We start from the raw sequence: 25,687 nt of genomic DNA, 5'->3' as shown, positions 1-25,687 counted from the left end.
TCAAATGATCCGGCGGCGCGGGGTGGTTGATCCACGCCTCGGGGTTGATTGCCACACCAGCCGAGCCTTCTGTGAGCTAGGATTTCCGACCGTTTGCGGCATATAGCCTTCGGGTGAGGGAAGAGCTGGAAGTTTTCGGCCAAGTAATCGCTCGATGTCGCGGAGCTGGGGCGCTTCCTCCCGAGAGACCAGTGACACCGCCTCGCCGGTCGAGCCGGCACGCCCGGTGCGGCCGATGCGATGCACGTAATCCGCAGGGACATTGGGCAATTCGAAATTTACGACATGTGGCAGTTCCTGGATGTCTATGCCCCGAGCGGCAATGTCGGTGGCGACCAGCACCTGTACCCGATCCTGTTTAAAAGCGGCGAGTGCGTGGGTTCGCTCTGCTTGGCTCTTGTTGCCGTGGATTACGGCGACTTGAAAACCGTCCCGGTCGAGCTGTTCTGCCAGGCGATTGGCGCCATGTTTGGTACGGGTAAACACCAGAGTTTGACCCCAAGGTTCACTGCGCAGCAGGCGCGCGAGCAAAGCTTGCTTACTTTGCTGGGAAACGTGATAGACACTTTGACTTACGCTTTCGGCCGGCGCATTGCGCGGCGCGACTTCGATGTCCATCGGATTATTCAGGAAGCCGGTCGCGAGACCATAGATCTCCTTCGAGAAGGTAGCCGAAAACATTAGGCTTTGCCGCGCTTTGGGCAACAATCCGAGAATGCGTCTAAGGTCAGGAATGAAGCCCATGTCGAGCATTCGGTCGGCTTCGTCCAGCACTAGAAATCCGATTTTGGCCAGATTCACTCGGCGCTTTCCGACAAGGTCGAGGAGTCGTCCGGGGGTTGCGATCAGAATGTCGACGCCTTGCCGCAGCGCGACGATTTGAGGTTGCATGCCGACACCGCCGAAAACGGTTGCCGCTCGCATTGGCGTGTGCCGCCCATAGGCGCGAACATTCTCGCCAACTTGTACCGCGAGTTCTCGTGTCGGAACAAGCACCAGTGCCCGCGGGGGGCGTCCCGGCTCCAATCGATCATGATTCTCGGTGCCGTCCAGCAAGTGCTGCAGCAAAGGAAGGGTAAAAGCGGCAGTCTTGCCGGTTCCGGTCTGGGCTGCGGCCAACAAATCACGGCCGTCTAGTACGGCGGGGATGGCCTGCGATTGGATAGGTGTAGGGGACGCGTAGCCTAGGTCAGCAACAGCGCGCAGGAGGGCCTTGGATAGGCCGAGAGAACTAAAAGCCATGTAATATTCCTGGCTCTTGCCTGCCGCAACGAGCACGGCACCGGTTGAGCGTGAGCATGGGGTTGCTGTGACCACAGGGCGGACCCGAAGGACATACCGCGTGCGGTTTGCAGGAGGAGGCGGGGACTAGCAGGTGCCGTAAAGCATTGACTGAAAGGGGAATTCCGTATCCTCGTGGCGAAGACCGGTCTTCGTCGCGACAAACTGCATGCAGATTACCGTAATTTTTCGAGATAAGCTAGTCGGATTTTACGGAAGGCGCTTTCATCAGGTATCTGACCGGCGATACGTGAGTCAGGAAATCAAAGTCACTCAATGTGCTACAGAGACTGCGATCCGACAGCCCGAGCAAGATTAAGATCGCGTGTTTTATGATGCCTTATAGGAATTTGGCGGCCGTCGCCCAGTTCCATCCGTTAGCCCATTCACTGGCAAACCCATGCGGATTCACCCCGATCACCGCGCGAAGGTCCGGGTTTTTACCAGCTTGTAATTGGAGTTCTTGGATCTTGATGAAGAATAGATCGGTGTGCCGGTGCTGGGGGTTTTCCGGTTACCGGGGTAATTTACTTTAACGTTAGGCGAAGCCTTCCCATCTTCACGCTCCCGCGCTACCAGGCGATTTTGCTGCGATCGATAAGCGATCTGTCGGAGCGTGCCAGAAGGTAGCCAGACCGCCGTACCGGCGGGTAGGGCCGCTCTTTCCGATTTCGCCGGTTCAGTCCACGCCGCGTTCAGGGCGATAAGCTGAGATTTATCGGTGTCGTATTGACGAGATAATGTCGAAACGAGGGCGTTCTGCGTCAGGATGACACGATCCCAATCGAGAGGCTTTTCATATCGAAGACCCTCCGGGAAGAAACGCTCGGGCTGGCGGGCGACTTCCCGGGCTGCCAGAAATTCGGCGTAAAAATTCCGAGAGGCGAAACCGAATTGCGGATGGTCGTAGTCGTAGACGATCCGCATGAAGTCGTTGCCAAAATATTGCTTTGCCCGCAGCATCCCCGAAACGCCATGATTGTAAGAGGTGACCGCCAGGGGCCAACTGCCCAGTTTGCTGTAGGCATGACTTAGATAACGGGCGGCTCCGTGGGCCGAGGCGATCGGGTCCAGTCGCTCGTCGATTATCATGTTCACGCTCATGAATCGCTCCGCGGCCGCGCGCGTAAACTGCCATATTCCCACCGCGCCGGCCGATGAGCGCGCCTGCGTCTGGAATGACGATTCCACATGCGGCAAGTACGCCAAATCCTCGGGAAGACCCGCTTGGCGAAAGATGTCTCTGAAACGGTGGTCGTAACGACCGCTTATTTCCAAACCCCTCTTGAAGCGCTCCCGAAGGCCGCGTTGTCCGCGAAGCCTGTCACTCGCACCCTGAAGTGCCGTTTTAAGATTGCCGCGCGGACTAATCTTCGAGACCAGTCTTTGGTCGTTAGGAGCCAAAGGCATTCCTGCCGCAACTTTCTGCTCCAGGTCGCGCAACCGGGATTGCCAATACGCCGTCCGCTCGCGCACCAGTTCCTTTTGGCTTGGGGTATAGCCCTCGGTGATATCGCCGGGGAGCTGAATCACCTCATAGATAACATCCAGAAACCGATTGTCGTGAAGGGCCACTTGAGATCGGCTCCAAACGCCATAGACATTGCGCCAGAAGGCGACCTGTGTCTCGATGGCCGTGGGTTTCGGGAAGACACCCGGAGTAATCGAGGCGGCGGATGTTGTGCGAGGCGTTGACGACGTCTCGATAGATGGCGTCACGGTAGGGACGGACTCCGCTTTGCGCGGGGCCGGCGTCTCACTGTTCTTATGAGAGCTCCCTTGGTAAATTCGCTGTCCTTTGTGATTAGGGGGATGACTGGAACATCCGCCGGCTACCAGGAGAACGGGCAGAACCATCAGAAAACTTTGAATCAGTCTGTTAGCCATCGATGAGCCCCCCAAGCTGGCTCAATATCTGTTTTTTTGCTGACGCGTTTGCCGTGAATTCAAAAGACCTTTGGCCGGAGTTCGAAATACGGATACGCGGATAAGATCATTGTAGCTTGAGTCACTGAACTTTGAGGTATTCGAGTCACTGTGTGTCTCGAAAGAGCCGGAGAGAGGGCATTCTGGCGATGGTGTTCAAATTGGCGAAAAGTGCCGAGTGCCGCTGCGATCCAGCCAAGATCTTGGGTCATCAGCCGAATATCGGCCCGACAAATAATCGTAACGCGTTACGAAAAAGGCTTGCCTTATTTATCGTAACACGTTACGATAAATTACAGCCTCAATTAGCGTAACGGGTTACGACAATGAAAGATCAAGCCGACAGCCAAACCGTCGAACTCTTCCCGGTCCAACGTCGTCGGGGTCGTCCTGTTACGGGCCAAGCCAAAAGCGCGGCGGAGCGTATGAAAGCGTATCGGCAGCGGAAGAAGGCGGGGCAGGTGGGTCTGCCTTCTGTTTCGGATCTGGTTCCGGAGTTGCGTTCGCAAGGTAAAAACGTAACGCGAGCTAGCGTTACGATTAATGCTGTGGATCCTAATAGCCTGGACCAATTAGAGATCCTGTTGCGAACGGTAATGGACGAGAACAAGACCCTCGGTAATATGGTTGCGCAGCTGCGGGAGCAGTTGGCCCAGGTTCAACATGAGCGCAATGAAGCATTGAGTCTTGAATCTATGCGGGTTAATTACATTGAGGAGCTGGAAAAGGAATTAAACGAGGTCAAGAGCCAAGTCTTAAAGGCCAGAATAGAAAAGCGTAACGTTATGAAAAAGAGGAAACCGGATGACCGGCAACGTTGAAAACCTAATCTTGGAGCATCTGCGCGGCTTGCGCGCCGGCCAGGATCGCATCGAAACGAAGCTCAGCGAGTTGAACGCACGGATGACCCGGTTGGAAAGCTCCGTGGTTAAGTCACGCTCCGACAATCTGAGCACCCAAGAAGATGTCTACCGTCATTAAGCGAACCTGGATCGCCTCATCGAGCGCATCGAACGGATCAAGCGCCGTCGCTGGATCTCCGTGACTGATCGCTCCCTGGCTCCGGAATCCCCCCCCGATCGCCGGCCCGTAATCGGCTGACTGACAGCGAAGTGCCATCACCGGGAGCCCAGGCTGTTCGGCTCATGACAGCGGGGGGAGTTCCGCCGAATGAGTCTTCAAACCCCTGAACGGACCCTCTTACTCAAGACCGCTTTTGGCTGACTTCTCGGTCACGCTGCCGCGTGAATTTGTCCGCCTTCCTGGAATTCCCGAGTGTTTTAGTCAAGTGCCCGTGCTTGTAACACGGGCACTTTGTCCCATGGGTGGGACTTTTCAGGTTTTGGATGCGGGGGCCGGTGGGTCACGTCGGGGGTGATAACCGGGGGATTTCTTCCTTAGATGGTTAGTTTGACCAGGCTTAAGAGTGGGGATATTGTTCGGTGCCGGATTCGACTTCTGCTTTTGAGTTGATTTTACATTAGGGCTCATTGATGCCTACTCTCGAACTTAGCGACTCCCGCGAATACATCATTCCGCTATTCCTCGTCGATTCGGTTGGGGAGGAGGTGTTAATGGATTCTCGATCATTCCTGGGAACTGCCTTCTTTGTAAGCAAGCGGGGTGACGCCCTCACGGCTAATCACGTTTTGCCAAAGCCACAAGATCTGCCTTCTGGAAAACGTGTGGTAGCAGTAGTGTTTGATGGTGGAAAGCAGAGGGTTTGCCCTGTTATTTATTACGCGTCGTTTCCTGTGTGCGACTTGGCACTGGTGCGAATTGCCTTTCAGCCAACTAAGTTTCTCGAAGTGAGTGACGAGCCGGTTTTTGCAGGTACGGATGTATTTCTGGTTGGGGTACCTAGTCACGAAGTTTCGCGGGGCGGCAAAGAGATGCGTGTTCTTAAAGGTCACGTGACTTTTGTAGGCTCTCACTTAGAGCTTAATTTCGCGATACCGGCGGGGATGAGTGGTAGCCCTGTATTTGTCGGAGATAAAGTTGTCGCATTTGCAAACGGGTCTGTCAGAAGTGAGGAAGTCGAAGATTACATTGAAGAAATAGAGCTTTTGTCTAATAACAAAGAGCAGATTCAAATCACCAAAGTAACGCGCCTGACTCATTATGGGTTGGCTTATCCGCTGTGCAAATTGCGCGATCAGGTATCACCTATATTCGGCGGAATGACTTTGATGGAGCTAATTGAAAGAAGGAACGGTGAGCCCTAGACATTCGGTTCAGCGGACCGACCGGTTTGCTGTGGGTGTAGAGTCCGGGTCAGTAGTAATAACCCGGACTTAGTGCAATGGGTTGCACTTTTCGGCGTTTTGGCCGCTTGCGGCGTCCTTTCTCAGGCGCACGTTTTTGCGTGTGCTGGCTAACATCAGCCGGACGTTGCAAGGTGGGGTTTCGTAGGGGCTCGCCCCCACGAAACGGGTGCCGTTTGGCCCAGCGGCCTCAGGGCGTTCAGCCCTGGCGAGCGCGCTGGTTTGAAGCGAAGCGTAGAACCAGAGGGAAAAACCAGTGCCGTTTGTGTCCCAATGCGCGCAAGGCAAGACAGCGGCCTTCATTGAGCCAGTTCAGCCATTGTCTCCGGCGGGTCCAGCGGTTCAAATCGACGGCTCTGCGCCGTTCCAGTTCGCTTTCCAGATACGGAAACGCCCGGATCATTCCGGGCGTGATAAAGGCCCGTCCTGGGCCGATGATGCGATCCTCGACAATTGAAAAGCCTTCCCAGTCCTTACCGATCCAGCCTAAGTCCTGCGCCAGCAACCGGAACAGCTTGACGACGTGCACCGGAGCGCCCAGGCGCTCCCAGTTCTTCACGGTCCGAACCGAAACCCCCAGGAAAGCCGCTGTTTTCTTTGGACATTGGAATCCGGCCTTAGCCCGTAGACAATAAAACTCGTTCATGCTGTCCCCACATTGTTCTTGTTGAAAGGACGGATGAACGTAGCCAGCGGCACAGCCGCTGTAAGTGACGGATTACCGATATGCAACTGCGCATAATGTATATTATGTTAAATCGTAACTGTAGATCGAAAGCTCTGTTGCGCCGGCTTTGGTCGTGACACTCTTCACATATCATCAAAGGCCTCGATTAGATAACGAGTTCGGTTCCAATCGATGTGGAGACGAAAGCGGCCCACATTCCGAGAACCGCTTTCGAATTGATCGGCAGTGCTGTCGCGCTTGAATGATTTAAGGACAGTTATTAAGCCCGAGGTCAGACGTTAAAGCGGAAATGAACCACATCACCATCATGCATAACGTATTCTTTTCCCTCGAGACGCCATTTTCCGGCATCTTTGGCGCCTTGCTCGCCTCGATGCGCGATAAAATCATCGTACGCGATAACCTCGGCGCGAATGAAACCACGTTCGAAATCCGTATGAATAACACCCGCAGCTTGAGGAGCAGTCGCTCCGATCGGGATGGTCCAGGCCCGCACTTCCTTAACTCCAGCCGTAAAATAAGTGGCTAGGTTTAGCAGTTGATAACCGGCTCTAATGACACGATTCAGGCCCGGTTCCTTTAACCCCATTTCCATTAAAAAGTCTTCCTTTTCCTCATCTTCCAGTTGTGCAATTTCAGCTTCGAAGGCTGCACAAACCGGCACGACTACTGCACGTTCCCTTTCTGCCAAGGCAAGCACCTGGTCTAAGAAAGGATTATTGCTGAATCCATCCTCACGTACGTTAGCGATGTACATGGTTGGCTTCATGGTCAGAAGATGCAAATCCCTGACGAGCGCTTTGGTTTCGCCATCCATCGGTAGGGATCGTGCCGGTTGCCCGGAATTGAGATGCTCAAGCAATTGTTCAATCAATTGCTTCTTTGCTAAATCGTCCTTGCTTCCGGACTTTGCCGATTTCGCTACACGCTGCAAAGCCTTATCGGCCGTAGCCAGATCAGCCAACGTGAGTTCGGTATTGATTATTTCAATGTCCGATATCGGATCGATCTTTCCCGCTACGTGCACGACGTCTTCGTCTTCAAAGCAGCGGACGACATGGGCAATTGCATCGGTTTCACGGATATGCGCGAGAAACTGATTTCCCAGCCCCTCCCCTTTCGAAGCACCGGCTACTAGGCCCGCAATGTCGACAAATTCGATCGTCGTCGGTACGACACGTTCCGGCTTAACAATCTCCGCCAGTGCCTGTAAACGGGTATCCGGTACGGGAACTACTCCGACATTCGGATCAATGGTGCAGAAAGGGTAATTTTCGGCCGCAATGGCCGCTTTAGTCAGTGCATTAAACAAGGTGGATTTGCCAACGTTGGGCAAACCCACGATTCCGCAGTGAAGCGTCATACGTAAATAATCTTAAAGGTGTGTAGGTTATTGGGATTCGAGGCGATGATATCGGTCTTCGAACCGAACAATATCGTCCTCGCCGAGATAACTTCCTGATTGTACTTCAATAATTTCCAAAGGGATCGTGCCCGGGTTTTCAAGACGATGCTTGATACCAAGCGGGATATAGGTGGATTCGTTTTCTGTGAGAAGAAAGGTATCTTCGCCGCGAGTTACCCGCGCCGTACCTTTGACGACGATCCAATGCTCGGCACGATGGTGATGCATCTGCAGCGAGAGTGTCGCACCCGGCTTAATCGTGAGGCGCTTGACCTGGTAACGTGAGCCGTTATCGATCGACTCATAATCCCCCCATGGGCGATGAACTTTCGCATGAAACATGTGCTCCGATCGGGCGGCTTTCTTGAGGTGCTCGGTAATCGCTTTGACGTCCTGAGCTTTATCCTTGTGAGCCACTAGAACGGCATCCGTGGTTTCGATCACCACCACGTCTTGCATGCCAACGGCGGCTAGAAAGCGGCTTTGCGAGTACAGCAACGAATTCCTGGTGTCCTTGAGAAACACATCGCCGATCGTGACGTTGCCGTGATCATCCCGCGGCTTAACTTCGCTTAGCGCCGGCCATGAACCCAAATCGGACCAACCCACGTCTAGCGACAACACGGTAGCCCGGGGTCCCCCATCCGTCTCCGCGGTCAGATTTTCCATAACCGCGTAATCGATCGAATCGCTGGGGCATTGCGCAAACGCTTCCCTGTCGACGCGTATGAAATCACCGTCGTTCTTGCTGGCCGACAGCGCCGCTTTGCAGGCATCGAGGATGGCAGGCCGGTATCGGCCAATTTGTTCCAGCCAAGTTCCGGCTCTTATGACGAAGATCCCACTGTTCCAGAAATAATGGCCGGAGGCCAAATAATGGGCGGCCGTTTCCACATCGGGTTTTTCCGTGAAGCCATCGAGAACGAATACTCCATCGCCAGTTTCCGGTCCACGTCGAATGTAACCGAAGCCCGTTTCCGGCTTCTGGGCCACTATGCCAAAGGTCACTATGTCGCCTTTCGCGGCCAATTCCACCGCTTTCGACATTCGCGTCTGAAATTCAGATATATTCTCAACGTGATGATCCGACGGCAAAATCACTAAGACGGGATCATGCTTATCTTCTACGGCGCGCAAAGCCGCAAGGGTTACTGCCGGTGCGGTATTTTTCCCGATCGGTTCCAGGAGAATAGCGCTCCCGTCCAGGCCCATTTGTCTAAGCTGCTCCGCTACGAGAAAACGATGCATTTCGTTGCAGACTACCAACGGCGACAGCAACTCTAAAGGGCTGCTCTGCACGTCCGTGCTGACGATTCTATACACTGTTTCTTGAAAGAGACTCTTATCTCCGGTAAGCGAGAGAAATTGTTTCGGGTAAGCCTCCCGCGAGAAGGGCCATAATCGCGTACCGGCCCCTCCGGACAACACCACTGCCTGAACAGATATTTTCATGAGTTTTCCCTACAAGGAGTCGCCTAAGAGGTGTGAGAGTATAGCCGAGGCAGCTTAGTCCTAGCCATCCCGGCTGCTCGTGTAGCGTGCACTTGCTATTTGCCGTAGGGCGCAGTAGCCAACGGTTATCGGCACATGGGTTATACTCAAGCGGGTTCTCAGAACAAATAAGCCCACCTCCTAATTCAGTTCAAAATCTTGGCACTCAGAAGAATTTTCAGCGGATCGAAAATCGGTTTTACGGCTAAGCCGAAATCGCATCGAACCCCTCTGTCATCCGGGGTGAATCGAATCACCTCGGAAACTCGATCACCCTTCCTCAGCCTTTTTTGGAAAGGTTTTCTCTTTCTTAGCATTATGATCGTGGGAATTGGCAGTTCCTTTGCCGTTTTGAATTACTTCTATCTGGAGTACCAGTTTCAGGAGCAGCGCCAGCTCGATAGAAAATTGCTAAGCCGGCAAGTGCAAGACTTGCTAGACCGCTCAACATCGCGCTTACAGCAAATTGGCTCTTTGCTAGCATCGGTCGGCGGTTTTGCTTCAGCCTTGACCGGAGAGAATCCGGCAGGCCTGCAACAAGCCGCAAACGTTTTCGATGATTTTCAGTACGACTTGGACATAGAACGTCTTGAGTTGTTTAAGCCGGACGCACAGCGATTCTGGCACTGGGGCGCTGCCCCGCCGTCTCAACTCCTGCGACCGGAAGAGCAGACTACGATTTTGCAGGTATTCAAGGAGGAAAAGCCCTTATCGTTGTTGTCATGCGAACAGCAATGCACTCTCAGCACGTACCAGCCTGTTTTATCCCGGGGACGGTTGGTTGGCGTGGTCAGCCTCACGCAATCCATCGCGCAGCTCGTTGTCGAACATCGCTCATTGACAGGTTCGGACCTGGGGATCTTGATCGAGAACAGCGCCGAAAAGGATGCATACTCCGTCCCCAAATGGTCGATGCGGATCGCCGCCCTCACTCATTTGGAGCTCTTGTCGCCATTTTTACAGCATCTATCGAAGCATTCTCCTACCGCAGTCATGGCTAGTGAAGACATCCATGCTTGGAAAGGCCGGTATTATGCGATCGACGTAATGCCGCTGAAAAATCTACTTCAGGCGGAAGGACTGGTATTGATGATAACCGACGTGACCGCTCAGGTGAGTCACATTCGGAGAGCTACCCGTGACGGCATTTTGTTAAGTGGCCTAAGCCTCTTGGTCGCCGAACTGCTGTTGCTTCTGCTAATGCGTCTGCCGCTTCGCCAACTTCGCCGGTTGGCCGACACTCTACCGATGCTGGCCCAAGGCGCTTATATGGAAGCTCGACAGCGGCTTGCCCATCGGTCGTCCGGGCTTAACGACGAAATCACTATTCTTAGTGCAACCGCCGTGACGTTGTCGCGCCAGCTCGAGGAGCAAGCACAGGCTATAACGCATAAAACCACTGAGCTCGCCGCCGAGCGCGATTTCGTTCAAGGACTCTTGGACACTGCTCAGGTCATTATTCTGACTCAAACAAATCAAGGACGAATCCTCACGGCTAATGAATTTGTCATACAGATTACCGGTTATAGCCAAAACGATCTTAGCGGCAAGGATTTTCTTTCCATAATTTTGGAAAGCAAAGCTGACGACGATCTGGAGCAAGTGTTGCTTGGGCTGTGGAAAGGGCAACGCAAACGCCTGCAACACGAGGCGGAATTATTATGTAAGGACGGGACCCGCCGTTTCGTGGTTTGGGTACATACCCGTCTTCATGAAAATAACGCGGAAGGTATAGCGATTCTGTCCGTTGGGCTCGATGTCACGGAGAGAGTCGAAGCGGAAAACCGCATGATTTGGCTTGCGAACCACGATCCTTTGACCGGGTTATATAATCGCCATCGCTTTCAGCAGGAATTGGAGCGGCAATTTGGGGAAGTGGATAGAAACAGCGCGCGAGCCGCCATACTGCTGTTTGATCTGGATCACTTTAAGGACATCAATGACACCAGCGGTCATCTTGCCGGCGATGCGCTACTCCGCAAAATAGCGCAGGAATTGAAAAACCGTGTGCGCAAAACCGATGTCGCCGCGAGGTTGGGCGGCGACGAATTCGCCATTCTAATGCCGAATCAAACCGCTGAAGGTGCAATGGCATTCGCCAATCTGCTTAATCAGCGGCTCACCGAGCAGCCTCTTAAAATTCATCAAAAAATCTTCCGTGTTTCGGCGAGTATCGGTATTGCCATGATTCCCGAGCACGGAACCGTTATGGATGAAGTGATGGCGAATGCCGATCTTGCCATGTACCAGGCGAAAGATCGCGGTCGTGGTCGGGTCCATTTATTTTCTTATGACGACCAGTCCAAACAACGTATCAGCGAACGCACGTTGTGGAAACAGGCCATTCAGGAGGCACTCGCAGCGCGCCGGCTTGTGTTTCATTATCAGCCCATTGCCGTCATCGACGGGCGCAAAATCCGTTTTTTCGAGTCTTTGATCCGTCTAAAACGCCCAGACGGTTCACTGGCTCCGCCGGGAGAGTTTCTCGAATTCGCTCAATTAACGGGTCTTATTCATGAAATCGACCGCTATGCCGTTGAAGAAAATATACGTTTACTAACGGAATTCGCTGAGCGGGCGCCGGCAGGAGCTATTCACGTGAATCTTTCCGGCTCCGCCTTGACCAACCGGGACTGGACTACCCCTCTAAAAGCCGCCTTAAAGAGCAATTCAATTAAACCGGAGCAATTGATCTTCGAGATCACTGAAACTGCAGCGATTGCCGATTTTGGAACTGCAAAGGAAATCATGGAAGAGCTGGCGGTTCTAGGCTTTCGTTTCGCTATCGACGATTTCGGCGCAGGTTTCGCATCGTTCTCCTATTTAAGACACCTGCCCGTGAAGTTCGTCAAGATCGACAAAAGTTATGTAACTAACTTAATTAATAATCCCCAAGATAGAGCTTTCGTCTCGGCTATCACAACTCTTTCCCATGGAAATGATATCGAGGTAGTCGCCGAGGGCGTTGAAGACGAGGCTACTCTTATTGCTCTCGGTGAATTAGGAGTGGATATGGCGCAGGGCTATTTTATTGGCCGCCCGGCGCCGTTAGAAGGCGGTTGAATCAGCTATCGCCCGTGCGCAATGAGCTGAGCAGTTCAACTGCCCGCTGCACCGCACCCTGATTCGATGAGACGAAACGTTTCCCGTTCCTGCCTATCTCGCTACGAAGCGATTCGTTACTTAGCAGCCGCCCCGCCCAGAGAGCTAACTCCTCGGTATTCTTCACTTCGATTCCGCCGCCGCTCTCTTTGAGCTTGCAGCCAATCTCAGCAAAGTTAAAGATGTGCGGCCCGAACAAGACTGGCAGCCCGGCAACTGCCGGTTCCAGCATATTGTGACCTCCAATCGGCACCAGGCTGCCACCGACAAAAGCAACGTCCGAAGCGGCATAAAAACACCGCAATTCACCCAGGGTATCGAGCAAGAAGACATCGACTGATTCTTCAGCTGGTTTATTTTCGCTTCTGAGCCGAGTCGTCAAGCCCATTTTCTTGCATTCTGCGATGACATCACCGATGCGATGGGGATGCCGTGGCGCCAGTAGCAACAGCAGCTCCGGGAACTGTCTTTGAAGCGCGCTGAAAGCAGTTAGAATCTGGCTCTCTTCACCGGGATGGGTACTACCCGCAATGAAAATCGGACGTCTGCCGAAAAGTGCGCTACGCAAAGCGCCGGCGCGCTCTAGCGCTTCGACCGGTAGTTCTATGTCGAATTTGATATTGCCGGCTACGACAACGGAGTTCGGATTGGCGCCTATCGCTATGTACCGTCTCGCATCTTCTGACGTCTGAGCGGCAATCAATCGGACGCAAGAAAGGCTGCCCTGAGTCAAGGAGCGAAGCCTGAGATAGCCCCGTGCCGATCTCTCCGAGAGACGGCCATTTACTATGGCGAGTGGTATGCCTCGTTCTCCACAGGCGTGGTAGAGGTTTGGCCAGATTTCCGTCTCCAACACTATTGCAAGTACCGGATTGTAATGTCTGATAAACCGGTCTACGCAATCGGGTAGGTCGTAAGGCAAATAAACATGCCGTGCTGTGTCACCCAGAACTTCCTTGATTCGTGCGGAACCAGTGGGCGTCGTTGCCGTGACGAGTATCGTCTGCGTGGGAAAACGGTTTTTGATGGCACGAATAAGAGGAAACGCTGCTTCCGCCTCCCCTACAGAAACCGCGTGAAACCAAATCACGCCGGGTTCCGACTCCGAATCATATATGGCGAGTCTCTCCAGCCAGCGTTGCGAGTAACCCGGTAGTTTGCGTCCTCGCCAAAAGAGACGCCCTAGAATGATTGGCGTGAGGAAATAGAAGAGAGCTGAGTAGATTAGCCTCACTGGGCTGGCGGGGGCGCCGGTCCACATGGCTTTGCGTGCATGTGGACTCGGCTTAGCCTTTATTCCGGGACAATAGAGAGAGACACATTGGCCACGATATCGCCGTGCAATTGTACAACGATCTCGTAATCGCCAGCTTGACGGATCGGACCCGACGGTAAGCGAACCTCGTGTTTTTGAACGCTAACGCCGGCGGCAGTCACGGCTTCGGCGATGTCTTTGGTACCGACAGACCCATATAACCGCCCTTCTTCGCCCGCCTTCTGAACAATCTTTACGGCAAGTTTACCGATGGCCTCGGCCCGAGCCTGAGCCGAAGCCAAATCTTGCGCAGCTTTCTTCTCAAGTTCGGCACGTCTCTTTTCAAATTCGGCCAATTTTTCAGCGGTAGCCGCGGCCGCTTTACCTTGAGGAATCAAATAATTCCGGCCATAACCGGATCTAACGGTGACTTTGTCGCCGAGATTCCCGAGACCCGCAACCTTTTCTAAAAGAATAATTTCCATCGTCGAATGCCTCGATAGTTTTAGCGTTCTTCTAATAATTACAACATACAATCCAGCTCAACTTGGCGATAGCCGCTCTCGCCAATCAAACCAGATGTCACTTAACCCGACTAACGCAATCGGCACGATCACATAAGGAACGAATAACAGCGTTACATAAATTCCGACCAGCCAGAGCTTCCGCCCCTTGTTCTGGAAAACCAATGCATGAAGCACCGAAAAGCCAACCAACAGGAATAACGCGAAAAGCGGAAAACTCAGATTCCAAGCGACTTCCGCCAAATCCTTGCTCGCAGCTACAGCGACTATCAGCACCAGCATCCCGAAATAGGGAAATGCCGCATGAATACGAATTCCCAAAAATTCAGGACGGAACCCGCCGGGATTAAATAGAGCGGCTTGCCACCAGCGTGCAATCAATAAGCTCAGTATCAGGCTAATCACCAAGCTAGCCGAAACAACCCCGGTCATATAACGCGCGACCACCGATAAGCTGTTCCAGAGCTGATCTGCCTTGAAATCCGAAGGAGCGCGATCTACCAGCGGCCCGACAACCCGCTCTAAGCCCTCGATCCAAATGGAAGAAGGGTCGGAGTAAAGTAAGTAGGCCCCGGCCACCATGAGAATGCCCATGACTGAGGCAAACCCCAGGGCGGTTGACAGCCGACCTGATTCGCGGAGGACCACCGCTGTGAGCCACATGGGAAGCCAGAGAAGAAGTCCGTAGCCGACCGCGTTAGTCATGCTGCCGACGAGGAACCCGCCTAAGACACCAACCGTCACAACGGATCCCGCTACTACCACTCCACCTTCGTAGGCACCTTTTCGCAGTGTTGAGAGTCCTACGGATGCCGAAGCTAGCAGACTAAGAAACGGAATGAGCCACGACATGAGAGTTAAAATGCAGACCGCGAATACGGCCTGCGTTCGTCCTCTCATGATGAAAACGGCCAACGCGCGCATAATCAGCCCGCGCCCCTGCTGGCGCTCAGGCTACTTATTTGTGGGCGTCGGTATACGGCAACAGCGCCAAAAAACGAGCCCGCTTGATCGCAGTGGCAAGCTGTCTTTGGTATTTTCCCTTCGTGCCGGTAATACGACTCGGAACGATTTTGCCCGTCTCAGAGATATATTCCCTGAGCATATCGAGATCCTTGTAATCGACCTCTTTAATGCCCTCGGCGGTAAATCTGCAATATTTCTTGCGCTTAAATTGGCGAACCATAAAAGACCTATTTCTTAACTAAGATTGTCGTGTGCGAATTGGAACCATAGGGATGAAGCCGGCTTTCCGCTTCAGGTTTCCGATGGAGCTTCCGCTTCGTCGCCACCTTCTTCATCCGCACTCCCAGAAGATTCTTCGGCGCGTTCTACTTCCGGTTCGGATTGGCCGGATTTCGCCATGAGAGAGGGCTCGGTTATCGCTTCTTGGCGACGAATCGTCATGCTGCGCAATACGGCGTCATTAAACCGGAACCCGCTTTCCAGTTCGTCAAGGATCTGCTGGTCGCATTCGATGTTCATCAACACGTAGTGTGCTTTATGAACTTTGTTGATGGGATAGGCCAATTGTCGGCGGCCCCAATCCTCCAGGCGATGGATTTTCCCAGTGCCGGATTCGATTATGGCGCGGTAACGATCCACCATGGCCGGAACTTGCGCACTTTGGTCCGGGTGGACCATAAAAACGATTTCATAATGTCGCATATTTGCTCCTTATGGATTAAACAGCCTTCCGCACATTGCGGTAAAGCAAGGAGAGGCAGCCTCATGAGCCACCAACCAGAACGGGGATTTTAATGCGTTACCAGTTACGTTACAAGTTAACGAGTTCCTGTAAATTCAATATAAAACTGAGCGATAGCCGTGAATCTGCTCTAAAAATGCTGCGAGCCGATGGGAATTAGGCCAGGATATCTCCGATATTGCAGTATCGTGCTGTAGTACGGCGACACAAGACATCACCCGACTCATGCATACAAATTGAGTAATCCGTTAGCCGTCATGGGTCGTCCCGATTCCGTCAGCGCGCTTTCGTTTTTCTCCGAAACCTGTTCCGAAAAAGGCTGGCTCCGATCGCCAAAACGCGACTGCTGCTGATGGAAATCGAACGACGAGCCCCTTTCATCCGACAGGCCGGAGGGGACCGTCACATTGATGTCGGCTAGGGTAATCTGTTGAGCGCCAAGCATTTCTCGCAGCTTGGGAGTCGCTGCCTCAATGGCCTCCCGAACTGAAGCGTGATGGGTCGAGAAATGGATTGTCGCCTGGTCCTGATCCATTTGGATGCGGATTTCCAAAGGACCCAAGTGTGCAGGATTGAGCTTGATTTCGGCCGTCTGCAGGGTTTTATCGGCCATCCATATGATACGCTCCCCCAGTCCGTCCTGCCATCCGGGTTGATTCAAAGGCTTATCGAGCGCCGGCACCGAATCGCTGGCAACAACCGTAGAAATCTGCGATATGGCAGGCATCGCCCCCATGGAAAAATCCGCATCTATCGGGGGCTGGCTTCCCTCAGCGGCTGCGCCATTCAATGCCGATGATTTTTTGTCGAACTGAGGAACAAGTCCTTCGACCGCACCGCTTTTGATCGATTCGTTGTCATCCGTCTCCGCAGCAAGCAATTGCGATAGCAATATGTCCGAATCTTCCGCGCCTGACGCTACTGCCCCGGATGAGCTGCCTTCTGCCGGTAGCGAACTGCTCCCTTCCCTTTTAGACAGAGATGCAATCTGCTCTCTGTGCGTCACACCGGCGCTGCCGTGCGTATCCAGCACATCACTGGATAAATGGCTTGCCAGAAGCTCTTGGCTCGAGACGGTGAAATCGTCCCCCTCGGAAATTTCATCGCCCAACATCTCCATCCTCTTCTCTAGCTCTACGGGGGGAGTAAACGCCGATGTGTTTTCTGCGGATGTTTGCGAGATCAACGCTTCCCCGTCACCCAGATCCGGAGACTCGGACTGTTCCGATGCTAGCGGAACTAAATAGGCGGCAAGCGTCGCCAGCAACGGCTCTGTCGAAAGCTTTTCGGACCTCGAATCGTCTTCTCGGGACGCTGTCTCGGGCAACTGATTGCCGTCTCCCGGCAACCCGCTGCCGCCAATTGCTGGATCTCCTGAATCTCCAAGGACCTGCTGAGCTGAAAAACGTTCGAGATTGGATAGATACTGAAGAAGCTCCTGAAGCGGATCCGTGCGTGACTCGTCTTTTTCCGCCGGGGCGGCTATGGCCCCCTCTCCGACAGTATAGGTCGGAGCGTCGCCCTTCATCGCTTCAAACTGCCTCACCAGCGCTGCGAGAAAAGCGGCTGGATTCGCTTCGCTCGGTGCTGCGCTACGGGCGAGCTGCGCTAATTCGAGAATGGAAGCCGGCATGGCCGGTACGGCTGTGATTGAGTTATTGATGCTCATGGCGTGAATTCCGAAATCGCATGACCATTCTTAGCAAATGGAGCGCCAAAAAGGCAAAGGGTACTCATACGAATACGGTCAGGATACTGTTACCGCCGCTGGAGCGACGGCCCGATCTTTCATCCTGCTCCGCTTGCTGCTTCTTTTCCTCCATGCGCTTTTCTTCCGTAAGCGTATTCTCAAAAACTTTTTTGATGCCCAGACTGTGATTGCGCGCCGCTTCCCATTCCGCTTGGCGACTTTGAAGCTCTGCCTGCGCCGTCGTAACAGCCTTTTCCTGATCGGCAATAGCGGTATTGATCTTCGCCAGAAACGCCCGGTATTCGACCAATTGACGCGTCCCGAGGCCTTCATTTCCGGATCTCTGAAACTGCGATGAATAGTTATCTCTAAAAGTCTTGAGACTGTCGAGATTCCGCTGCGTAGACTCCAACTTTCGCCGGCTGTCTCCTAGCACTTGAGCGGTTTGCTTTTCGCGGGATTCGGCGAGCTCTAAAACCGGATTCAAGCGCTTTGATCGTTTCATACATTAGTCCTATTGGCTTATTTTGCGATGTGAGACATGCCAAACGTTGTTACGACGATGCGCCTGCTAATTTTTCCAAATCGTTAAGGCTTCGCTCAAACCCGACCGCCTCGTGCAGATCCTGTTGCAGAAAATGCATAATACCGGGATTCATAGCGATGGCTTCATCGATGCGCGGATCCGATCCTTTATGATAGGCTCCGATGCTGATTAGATCGCGATTTTGCTGATAAATGGAGTATAGGCGCTTGAGACGTCTGGCAAGCAGCATATGCTGTTCATCGGCAATATCCGTCATTACGCGGCTGACCGATGCCTCGATATCGATTGCAGGGTAATGCCCCGAGTCCGCCAAGCCCCGGGAAAGCACGATATGGCCGTCCAGTATTCCGCGCGCCGCATCAGCGATGGGATCGTTGGCATCATCCCCTTCGGCAAGCACGGTATAGAAGGCCGTGATTGATCCCTCCCCCTCGTCCCCGTTTCCCGCCCGCTCCACAAGCTGCGGCAGCTTCGCGAACACCGAGGGCGGATAGCCTTTGGTCGCCGGCGGCTCGTCGATCGCCAAAGCGATTTCGCGTTGCGCCTGCGCGAAGCGGGTCAGCGAGTCCATCAAGAGCAAAACGTTGAGACCGCGGCTCCGGAAAAATTCCGCAATGCTCGTGGCCAACAAAGCACCGTGCATACGCATCAAAGGCGGGTAGTCCGCCGGCGTTGCCACCACCACGGCCTTGGCGCGCCCTTCTTCCCCCAGAATTTTCTGCACAAATTCGTTGACCTCGCGGCCCCGCTCGCCGATGAGACCCACCACCACCACATCGGCGTTCGTATACTTGGTCATCATGCCGAGCAGATTGCTCTTGCCCACGCCCGTACCCGCGAACAATCCCAGACGCTGTCCTCGACCGACCGTCAGCAACGCATTGATGGCGCGAACCCCGACATCCAGCGGTTCGCGGATCGGCTTTCGCGCCAATGGGTTGATCGCACTGCCGGTCAGCGGCATCGAGCAATCGGTCTGTAGAGGCCCCTTCCCGTCCAAAGGCTTGCCGGACCCGTCCAACACGCGCCCCAGCAAACCGAATCCGACTCGAGCCGTGGATGTTTTCGTCAGCGGTATGACCCGGCAATCCGGCTCCAAACCTTGAATGTCGCCCGTCGGCATCAAATAGATCCGTTCTCCGGCAAAGCCGACCACTTCGGCCTCCACGCCTTTTCCGTGGGCTGTTTTGACGATGCAGCGGGCTCCGACAGCCGCTCGGCAGCCGACGGCCTCCAGCGTGAGACCGACCATCCGGCTCAGCTTGCCTTCCACCATCAACTCCGGGGGCTCCGCCAGGCGTGCTCGATAACCCGCCAATTTTGTAGCCCAAGCTTCGTTGAACTTCGGTGCCGGACCAAGATCGATCATGGCCGATCCTCGTCGCGCTCGCCGCCGAGTAATCGCGCGATTACCGATGCAAGGCGTTTTTCGACTGTAGCATCGATATACGACGTATCCGTTGTTACCCGACAGCCGCCCCGAGTCAACAGCGGATCTTCGACGATCCTCCAGCGCGGACCCAGTTCGTCCAGCGCGAGGGCGGAACGAATCAGCTCCGCATCGTCGGGATGAATGTGGAGCCCGATCTTTCGCGCGCCGGACGGCAAAATTGCAATGGCCTGACGAACCACGGCGATGATCTCTCCCGGCTCGGTTTTGAGCTCTCGCCGAATGAGTTGCTTCGCAATGGCAATCGCCAAAGCGACCAATTCCTGCTCAACCTGACCCTCCACTTGGGCAAGCGGTTCGTCCAAGCAGCCGATTAACTCCTGAAAGCGCTGCGCCAAGGAAGCCGCGTTTACGCGCCCCTCGTCATATCCCTGGCGGTAGCCTTCTTCGCGACCATCCTGATATCCTCGTTCCGAGCCCTCTTTATATCCGGCAGCACGCGCTTCTTCATATGCCTGCTTCTGCATCACTTCGATTTCTTCGGCCGTGGGCATCGTGGGATATTCCACTTCGTCCTCGACCACGACGACCGGCGATTCCTCCTCCGGCTCGCCCATGACCGGCAACTTCCACGGTGCAAGCGAAGCAAGCTCTTCGGCGGTAAAACCTTTAAATGAGCTCATCGCCGCCGCCTAGGGACAGTTCGCCGGCCTCCGCCATGCGCCGGGCGATGGCAAGAATGTCTTTCTGCGCAGCTTCCACATCGCTTAAACGGGCCGGGGGAGCTGCCTCTAAATCGTCGCGCAACATTTCCGCCGCCCGGCGCGACATATTGCTGAAAATCTTTTCCTTCAGCGCGTCGTCGGCGCCGCGCAGGGCCAGCAATAACGAATCCGTGGACACCTCGCGAAGCAAAGTCTGGATTCCACGATCATCGATGTCCACCAGATCGTCGAACACAAACATCTTGTCCTGGATCTTTTGACTGAGATCGGGGTTGACTTCGCTGATCTGCTCCATGATGGAGGCTTCGACGGTGCTGTCTATAAAGTTAAGAATATTGGCCGCGGTTTCGATACCGCCGAGCGTCGATGATTTGACATTGGTATTGCCACTGAGCTGCTTCTCCATAATGTCGTCAAGCTCTCGAAGTGCTGCAGGCTGCACACCCGTGAGCGTGGCGACACGCATGATAAGGTCCGGCCGCGCCCGCTCCGGGAGATAGCCAAGGGTTTCGGCGGCTTGGTCGCTATCCAGCAGCGACAAGATGATGGCGACGATTTGAGGGTGTTCGAGCCGGATCAGATCGGCGATGGCACGAGGGTCCATCCACTTGAGCTGCTCCAAGCCTTTGCTGTTGCGGCCCAGCAAAATACGGTCACAGACGCTGCTGGCCTTATCGGCTCCCAAGGCTTGGGTAAGCAGATTGCGGATATATTCTTCCGAATTTACGCCCAGCGCGGTTTGGTTCCGGATATCATCCACGAATATCCCGAGGACGTTCTCCACCATATCCATGGTGATGTTCCGAAGCTCCGCCATGGCGCCGCCGACTTGCTGGACTTCCTTCGGAGACATGTGCTTCAGCACTTCCGCCGCCCTATCCTGCCCTACCGTCAGGAAGAACAACGCGGCCCTCTGCGGCCCGTCCAGTTTCGTCGGATCAAATTCAGCCATTCACATTCATCCAGTTCTTTATGACTTGCGCTACGCGTTTGGGATCTTGATCGACGGCTCGCTGTGCAAACTCCACACGCTTTTCGTGGTTTTCAGGTGCTTCAAGCATCAGCATTTCGTCGTCGTCTGTTTTAAGCGCCACGCGAGAATCGCCCGACTCGGCGAGAACGCCTTCCTTGACTTGGCCCGATTCCGTACCGTTCTCGTCGACTTTCACCGATTCGCCGCGCCCGACAAGACCTTTTACCGCCGGCCGAAGCACGCCGAAGACCAGCAGAAGTACAACTAGAGCGGCCCCGGCCTGCTTAACAGCCGGCCAAAACCAGTTTTGTTCCCAGACAGGCGCAACGGGCAGACTTTCCGCTTCCATTCGGAAAGCCGCGTTGGTTACGGTGACCCGGTCTCCGCGGGCGGCATCGTAGCCCACGGCTTCCTTCACCAGGTTGGTGAAACGAGTCAGGTCCTCTTCGCTATAGGGCTGAAGAGTCACGCCGTTATCGGCCTGCGGGATATGCTGATAGTCCACCACGACTGCCGCGGTAACGCGCCGGACGACGCCGGCTCCGAGGCGGGAATGGCTGATGGTTTTGTCCAGCTCGTAATTGCGCGTGGCGCTCTTGCTCGTGTTGAGGGGAGGCTCCGAGGGTTTTTGCCCGGTTTGGCCGGCTGGCGCGGCACCGGTCGTTTCAGGCGCGACACCGGAAGGCGGCGGCTGATTGGACAACGCCCCCGGCACGCCCTGTACGGTCGACCCCTTGTTTTGCTCCTCGCTGGTTTGTTCGCTGCGCAAGGCGGGCAGGTCCGGGTTGTACAGCTCCTGAGTACGCTCTGTGACGGTGAAATCGATATCCGCGGTCACCTGGGTGCGCAGCCCTTCCCTTCCCACCACCGGACTCAAGATGTTCTCGATGCGCTCGATGAGATGCTCCTCGACTTGTTTCTTGTAATCGAATTGCTTGGCGTTGAGATACATGTCATTGCCGTTGTCCTCGGCATTGAGCAGATGGCCCCGCTGGTCGACTACGGTGACTTGCCCGGGTTCCAGTTGAGGCACGCTGGATGCGACCAGATGGACGACAGCCTCCACCTGCCCCGGCTCCAAGCCGCGGCCCGAGTGCAATTCGACCATAACCGAAGCACTGGCTTTCTTAGGTTGCCGCACGAACACCGATTCCTTGGGCAAGGCAAGATGAACGCGAGCCGATTTGACATTGCGAATGGTCGTGATCGAGCGGGCAATTTCGCCCTCCAACGCGCGCTGGTACCGTGCGCCCTCCACCATTTGGCTAGCTCCGAAACCGGACTGCTGGTCCATGAGTTCAAAGCCGGTACCGCTTTCCTTGGGCAAACCCATCCCCGCAAGTTTTAGTCGTACGGCATGCACCTGATCGGCTGGAACCAGAATGGCGCCGGTAGTCGGTTGGATCTGATGTTCCACATTGAGTTTTTGCAGCGCTTCGACGATTTCGCCGCCCGCCTTTTCCTCTAAATTGGAAAACAAGGCTGCATACTCGGTTTTCTGTGCCCATAACAGCACAGCAACGGCGGTTGCCAAGGTGAGCGCGAGAGCAGCTAGCAAGCCGATCTGCCGGCCCCGCGGCATTTGCATCCAGCCCCGCAGCATCGGCGGCAATTTTTCGCCCTGAACAACCGACGCTTGCCCGCCCGGCACCAGATTTTTGCTTTCGCTGAGTTCCATTGCTGCTTACCGCGTCAGTTCCGGGTCACATGGGCATGTTCATGACGTCCTTGTAAGCCTCTACCAGCTTGTTCCTAACCTGGACCATGGCTTGGAACGACAGGCTGGCTTTCTGCAGTGAGATCATCACTTCCGAGAGACTGGCGTCGGTTTCCCCGGATTCGAATGCTTCCGCCAATTTGTTGGCTTGTTGTTGAGTGTCGTTGACCTTATCGATCGAGTCCTTGAGCAAAGTGCCAAAATCGACTGTGTTATCGGTTGGCAATGCGGTGCTGCGGGCCTGATCCCGCATAACGCGCATCTGCGTCAGAATCTTGTTGATATCGAGCTCGCTCATGGTTATGCCAGTTTTTTTGTCGTTACGCCGAGAGAAGCATGATCTACGCCAACGTCAGACGGCGGCCAGGCACCCGGCTTCCCGCAGTTTGGCAAGCTTGTAGCGGAGCGTCCGTTCGCTGATCCCAAGCCGTTCCGCCGTTGATTTACGGCTACCGTTTTGCTCCCTCAGGGTGTCGAGAATGATCTTTTCCTCCAGGGTCCGCAGTCCGTCCACCAGCGTCTCGGCGGTCTCCGAGTCCGGCGCTGCCGGAATCCCGTCACCGCCGTCGATATCGTCCTCGAACGCCAGATCTTCCGTCGTAATGCGTTTACCCGACTGGAGTATCAGCGCTCTCTGAATTAGGTTATCCAATTCCCGCACATTTCCCGGCCACGCGTAGGACAGCAATCGATCGGCGGCGTCCTCGGCCAATTCCGGTAACGATTTGCCGCTTCGCCAATGACGCCGGACAAGAGCTTCCGCCAGAGGAAGAATGTCCCCTCTCCGCTCCCGCAACGGCGGGATGGTCAAAGGAAACACGCTCAATCGATAATAGAGGTCTTCCCTAAAGAGACCGCGGCTAACCCATTCCTTCAGATTACGGTTGGTTGTCGCGAGTACGCGAATGTCCAGAGCGAGCACTTTGCGCCCGCCCAGACGCTCGACCTCGCGTTCCTGGAGAACCCTGAGCAATTTTGCCTGCAAGGCCAGATTCATCTCGGATATTTCGTCAAGAAGCACGGTGCCGCCTTGCGCTATTTCCAGCTTTCCGGGAACCGTTTGCGCCGCTCCGGTATAAGCGCCTTTCTCGTAACCGAAAAGCTCCGCCTCGAGCATGTTTTCGGGAATCGCGGCACAGTTGATGGCGACGAAGGGACCGTTGTACCGAAGAGAACTCTGGTGGATGTAACGGGCGAAAACTTCCTTGCCGGTACCGCTTTCGCCCTGAATCAACACCGTGGCATCGGATTTCGCGATCCGGGCCGCCAAGCCGAAGAGCTTTTTCATGGCCGGGTCTTCGACCACCCGCCCGTCGATTTTCACCGGCTCCGGCAGGATTCGCCGGGATACTTGCTCGACCAGGGCTTCCGCCGCAAACGGTTTGACCAGATAGTCACAAGCCCCGGCTTGCATCGCCTGAACTGCATTTTCGATCGTGCCGTAGGCCGTCATGAGAAGTACCGGCACGTCCGGATATTCCGATTTGATGCGTTCGAGCAGACTCAGCCCATGCAATTTGGGCATCTGCACGTCGCTGACCACCAGCCGCACCGGCGATTCCGCCAATTTAGCGAGTGCCTCCCGCCCGTCCCCTGCGGATATCGTCCGATAGCCGGCGAGCTCCAAGGTGTCCGTCAACGCTTCCGACAAGGAAGGATCATCCTCGACGATCAAAATGTCAGTTTGCTGCATCATGTTCTCCCGTGTAGGCGGGCCGGCTGGAAAGATCCGCCGGCAAAGGCGTGCCGCCTTGCTTCAAAGGCAATTGAATACGAAAGGTTGATCCACGATCCGGTGAAGATTCACACCAAATTCGGCCGAGATGCGCTTTGACCACGTACTCGGCGATAGCCAACCCAAGCCCGGTACCGTTGGTTCGGGTGGTGAAAAACGGTTCGAAAATTCGCGCTCTGATTTCCTCGGAAATGCCCGGACCGTCATCCGACACGCTGATTTCCAACCAATGCGGCTCGGGTTGACTCGCGACAACCGCCACGCTGCCTTTTTCGGCGATGGCGTCCACCGCGTTGTTAACCAAGTTGATTAATACACCTAGTAGCGCGTCGCCGTTGCCGTGCAGACAGTCGTCGGCAAATCGATTGATTGTCCTAAAACGTATGGATTTACCCTGCATTGACGGCTCACAGTTTTCTGTGAGCTTGGTGAAGAGCTCGCTGATCGAAAACTGCGCCTTGGCGAATGTGCCCATCCGAGCGAAGGTCAGCATGTCGTTGACCTGACGCTCCAAATAATGGAGCCGCTCCGTCAGCTTCGTCCCGAATTTGGAACGTTGAGAACCATCGAGATCGGACTTTGAAAGATGGGAGGCATAAAGCAGCGCCGCGGCGAGAGGGGTGCGCACTTGATGGGCAAGGCTTGCCACCATTTCCCCCAATGCTGAAAGTCGCCTTTGATGATCCGCCCACTCCTGGAGAGAGCGCATTTCCGTGACATCCGTCAGAAGCACGATCTGACCCGGCTCATCGCCCAGCGGGCTGAGGGTCAGGCTTATGGTCTTTCCGTCGGAAAGGCGCCGTTGATGGGGATTTTCCACTATCGGCAAGGCATCCAAGACTCCGCGCCAAAAGCGGCCTACCAACGGCTCGCCGAGAAACAAGCCGGCCACAGGATTGTGTTCTATGATCAGACCGCAGTCGTCAATCACGACCACCCCGCCCGGCAGAGTCTTCAAGAGCAACTGTAGGCGATTGGCCAGAATCTCCTTTTCGGCCAAAGTTTTCAGCCGCTCGCTTCGGGCAGCGGCGAGTTCTTCGTTAAGGCGGGCAACTTGGGCTTCGAGGTCGAGATAGGACTGGGTTAGATTCTCGGAAAGCGCGTTGAATACCTGGAAGGCATCCTGCAAGCGCTTAGCATCGTCGAATACTTGATTACCCAAGGGCGTGCCGAATCCGGTAAAGTTGAACCTGGTCGGCAGCAAGCAATCAAAGTGCCACTTTATAACCCTATAAATACAATGACTTAGCCAGCCATTATTCGGGT

At 54.7% G+C, this 25,687-nt stretch carries 23 protein-coding genes; 4 read left to right on the top strand and 19 right to left on the bottom strand.

The window, feature by feature from the left end; genetic code table 11:
• Together VEB01_RS20730 and VEB01_RS20725 are read right to left on the bottom strand one after the other, a co-directional pair.
• Positions 1–1,242, bottom strand: a complete 1,242-nt coding sequence (locus tag VEB01_RS20730) for a DEAD/DEAH box helicase (RefSeq protein WP_324878832.1) — start codon at positions 1,240–1,242, stop codon at positions 1–3.
• A gap of 456 nt (positions 1,243–1,698) precedes the next feature.
• Positions 1,699–3,000: a lytic transglycosylase domain-containing protein gene (locus tag VEB01_RS20725; RefSeq protein WP_324878830.1), complete on the bottom strand. Its 1,302-nt coding sequence runs from the start codon at positions 2,998–3,000 to the stop codon at positions 1,699–1,701.
• A 533-nt stretch (positions 3,001–3,533) separates the two neighbouring features.
• Between VEB01_RS20725 and VEB01_RS20720 the strand changes: the two genes are divergently transcribed.
• The 3 genes from VEB01_RS20720 (at position 3,534) to VEB01_RS20710 (ending at position 5,432) form a co-directional block, all read left to right on the top strand.
• Positions 3,534–4,028 carry a kinetochore Spc7 family protein gene (locus tag VEB01_RS20720; RefSeq protein ID WP_324878829.1) on the top strand — a complete coding sequence of 165 codons (495 nt, stop codon included), beginning with the start codon at positions 3,534–3,536 and terminating at the stop codon, positions 4,026–4,028.
• Complete coding sequence (locus VEB01_RS20715; protein WP_324878827.1) at positions 4,012–4,188, top strand: hypothetical protein; 177 nt, start codon at positions 4,012–4,014, stop codon at positions 4,186–4,188. Before VEB01_RS20720 ends, VEB01_RS20715 begins: the two co-directional genes overlap by 17 nt.
• A 512-nt stretch (positions 4,189–4,700) precedes the next feature.
• Positions 4,701–5,432: a S1 family peptidase gene (locus VEB01_RS20710; RefSeq protein ID WP_324878826.1), complete on the top strand. Its 732-nt coding sequence runs from the start codon at positions 4,701–4,703 to the stop codon at positions 5,430–5,432.
• A gap of 238 nt (positions 5,433–5,670) precedes the next feature.
• On the opposite strand, the gene VEB01_RS20705 is transcribed toward VEB01_RS20710, so the two are convergent.
• The 3 genes from VEB01_RS20705 to VEB01_RS20695 form a co-directional block, all read right to left on the bottom strand.
• Positions 5,671–6,117: a hypothetical protein gene (locus tag VEB01_RS20705; RefSeq protein ID WP_324878824.1), complete on the bottom strand. Its 447-nt coding sequence runs from the start codon at positions 6,115–6,117 to the stop codon at positions 5,671–5,673.
• A 313-nt stretch (positions 6,118–6,430) separates the two neighbouring features.
• The gene (ychF, locus tag VEB01_RS20700; protein ID WP_324878822.1) at positions 6,431–7,522 is read right to left on the bottom strand and encodes a redox-regulated ATPase YchF; all 1,092 of its coding nucleotides are present in this window, start codon (positions 7,520–7,522) and stop codon (positions 6,431–6,433) included.
• 27 nt (positions 7,523–7,549) lie between these two features.
• Entirely contained in the window at positions 7,550–9,016 is a 1,467-nt protein-coding gene (locus tag VEB01_RS20695; protein WP_324878820.1) for a mannose-1-phosphate guanylyltransferase/mannose-6-phosphate isomerase, read from the bottom strand.
• Positions 9,017–9,379: 363 nt separating this feature from the next.
• Between VEB01_RS20695 and VEB01_RS20690 the strand changes: the two genes are divergently transcribed.
• Positions 9,380–12,118, top strand: a complete 2,739-nt coding sequence (locus tag VEB01_RS20690) for a bifunctional diguanylate cyclase/phosphodiesterase (RefSeq protein WP_324878818.1) — start codon at positions 9,380–9,382, stop codon at positions 12,116–12,118.
• Position 12,119: 1 nt separating this feature from the next.
• Here the strand turns inward: VEB01_RS20690 and waaA are convergent, their stop codons facing one another.
• The 14 genes from waaA to VEB01_RS20620 form a co-directional block, all read right to left on the bottom strand.
• Positions 12,120–13,418, bottom strand: a complete 1,299-nt coding sequence (gene waaA / locus VEB01_RS20685) for a lipid IV(A) 3-deoxy-D-manno-octulosonic acid transferase (RefSeq protein ID WP_324878816.1) — start codon at positions 13,416–13,418, stop codon at positions 12,120–12,122.
• Between the two features lie 32 nt (positions 13,419–13,450).
• Positions 13,451–13,897, bottom strand: a complete 447-nt coding sequence (rplI, locus tag VEB01_RS20680) for a 50S ribosomal protein L9 (RefSeq protein ID WP_324878815.1) — start codon at positions 13,895–13,897, stop codon at positions 13,451–13,453.
• 57 nt (positions 13,898–13,954) lie between these two features.
• Entirely contained in the window at positions 13,955–14,860 is a 906-nt protein-coding gene (locus tag VEB01_RS20675; protein ID WP_324878813.1) for a YybS family protein, read from the bottom strand.
• A gap of 34 nt (positions 14,861–14,894) precedes the next feature.
• Positions 14,895–15,122 carry a 30S ribosomal protein S18 gene (gene rpsR, locus VEB01_RS20670; protein WP_324878811.1) on the bottom strand — a complete coding sequence of 76 codons (228 nt, stop codon included), beginning with the start codon at positions 15,120–15,122 and terminating at the stop codon, positions 14,895–14,897.
• Between the two features lie 71 nt (positions 15,123–15,193).
• Positions 15,194–15,604 carry a 30S ribosomal protein S6 gene (gene rpsF, locus VEB01_RS20665; protein ID WP_324878809.1) on the bottom strand — a complete coding sequence of 137 codons (411 nt, stop codon included), beginning with the start codon at positions 15,602–15,604 and terminating at the stop codon, positions 15,194–15,196.
• Positions 15,605–15,867: 263 nt separating this feature from the next.
• The gene (locus VEB01_RS20660) at positions 15,868–17,172 is read right to left on the bottom strand and encodes a flagellar hook-length control protein FliK (protein WP_324878807.1); all 1,305 of its coding nucleotides are present in this window, start codon (positions 17,170–17,172) and stop codon (positions 15,868–15,870) included.
• 205 nt (positions 17,173–17,377) lie between these two features.
• Entirely contained in the window at positions 17,378–17,839 is a 462-nt protein-coding gene (gene fliJ, locus VEB01_RS20655; protein ID WP_324878805.1) for a flagellar export protein FliJ, read from the bottom strand.
• A gap of 49 nt (positions 17,840–17,888) precedes the next feature.
• Positions 17,889–19,250 (bottom strand): flagellar protein export ATPase FliI, encoded by a 1,362-nt coding sequence (gene fliI / locus VEB01_RS20650; protein WP_324878803.1) that lies wholly within the window; start codon positions 19,248–19,250, stop codon positions 17,889–17,891.
• Positions 19,247–19,954 carry a flagellar assembly protein FliH gene (locus VEB01_RS20645; protein ID WP_324878801.1) on the bottom strand — a complete coding sequence of 236 codons (708 nt, stop codon included), beginning with the start codon at positions 19,952–19,954 and terminating at the stop codon, positions 19,247–19,249. Before VEB01_RS20645 ends, fliI begins: the two co-directional genes overlap by 4 nt.
• On the bottom strand, positions 19,941–20,948 hold the full coding sequence (fliG, locus tag VEB01_RS20640) for a flagellar motor switch protein FliG (RefSeq protein ID WP_324878799.1): 1,008 nt from the start codon (positions 20,946–20,948) through the stop codon (positions 19,941–19,943). Before fliG ends, VEB01_RS20645 begins: the two co-directional genes overlap by 14 nt.
• Entirely contained in the window at positions 20,941–22,647 is a 1,707-nt protein-coding gene (gene fliF, locus VEB01_RS20635; RefSeq protein ID WP_324878797.1) for a flagellar basal-body MS-ring/collar protein FliF, read from the bottom strand. Before fliF ends, fliG begins: the two co-directional genes overlap by 8 nt.
• 25 nt (positions 22,648–22,672) lie before the next feature.
• On the bottom strand, positions 22,673–22,984 hold the full coding sequence (gene fliE, locus VEB01_RS20630; RefSeq protein WP_324878795.1) for a flagellar hook-basal body complex protein FliE: 312 nt from the start codon (positions 22,982–22,984) through the stop codon (positions 22,673–22,675).
• A gap of 54 nt (positions 22,985–23,038) precedes the next feature.
• Entirely contained in the window at positions 23,039–24,382 is a 1,344-nt protein-coding gene (locus VEB01_RS20625) for a sigma-54-dependent transcriptional regulator (RefSeq protein ID WP_324878793.1), read from the bottom strand.
• Complete coding sequence (locus VEB01_RS20620) at positions 24,366–25,625, bottom strand: sensor histidine kinase (protein ID WP_324878791.1); 1,260 nt, start codon at positions 25,623–25,625, stop codon at positions 24,366–24,368. Before VEB01_RS20620 ends, VEB01_RS20625 begins: the two co-directional genes overlap by 17 nt.
• Positions 25,626–25,687 lie beyond the last annotated feature (62 nt).

This window comes from Methylocaldum sp. (assembly GCF_035627495.1).
Lineage (GTDB): Bacteria > Pseudomonadota > Gammaproteobacteria > Methylococcales > Methylococcaceae > Methylocaldum.
The sequence above is the reverse complement of the archived record's forward strand: the minus strand, read 5'-3'. Positions and strand labels throughout refer to the sequence as shown.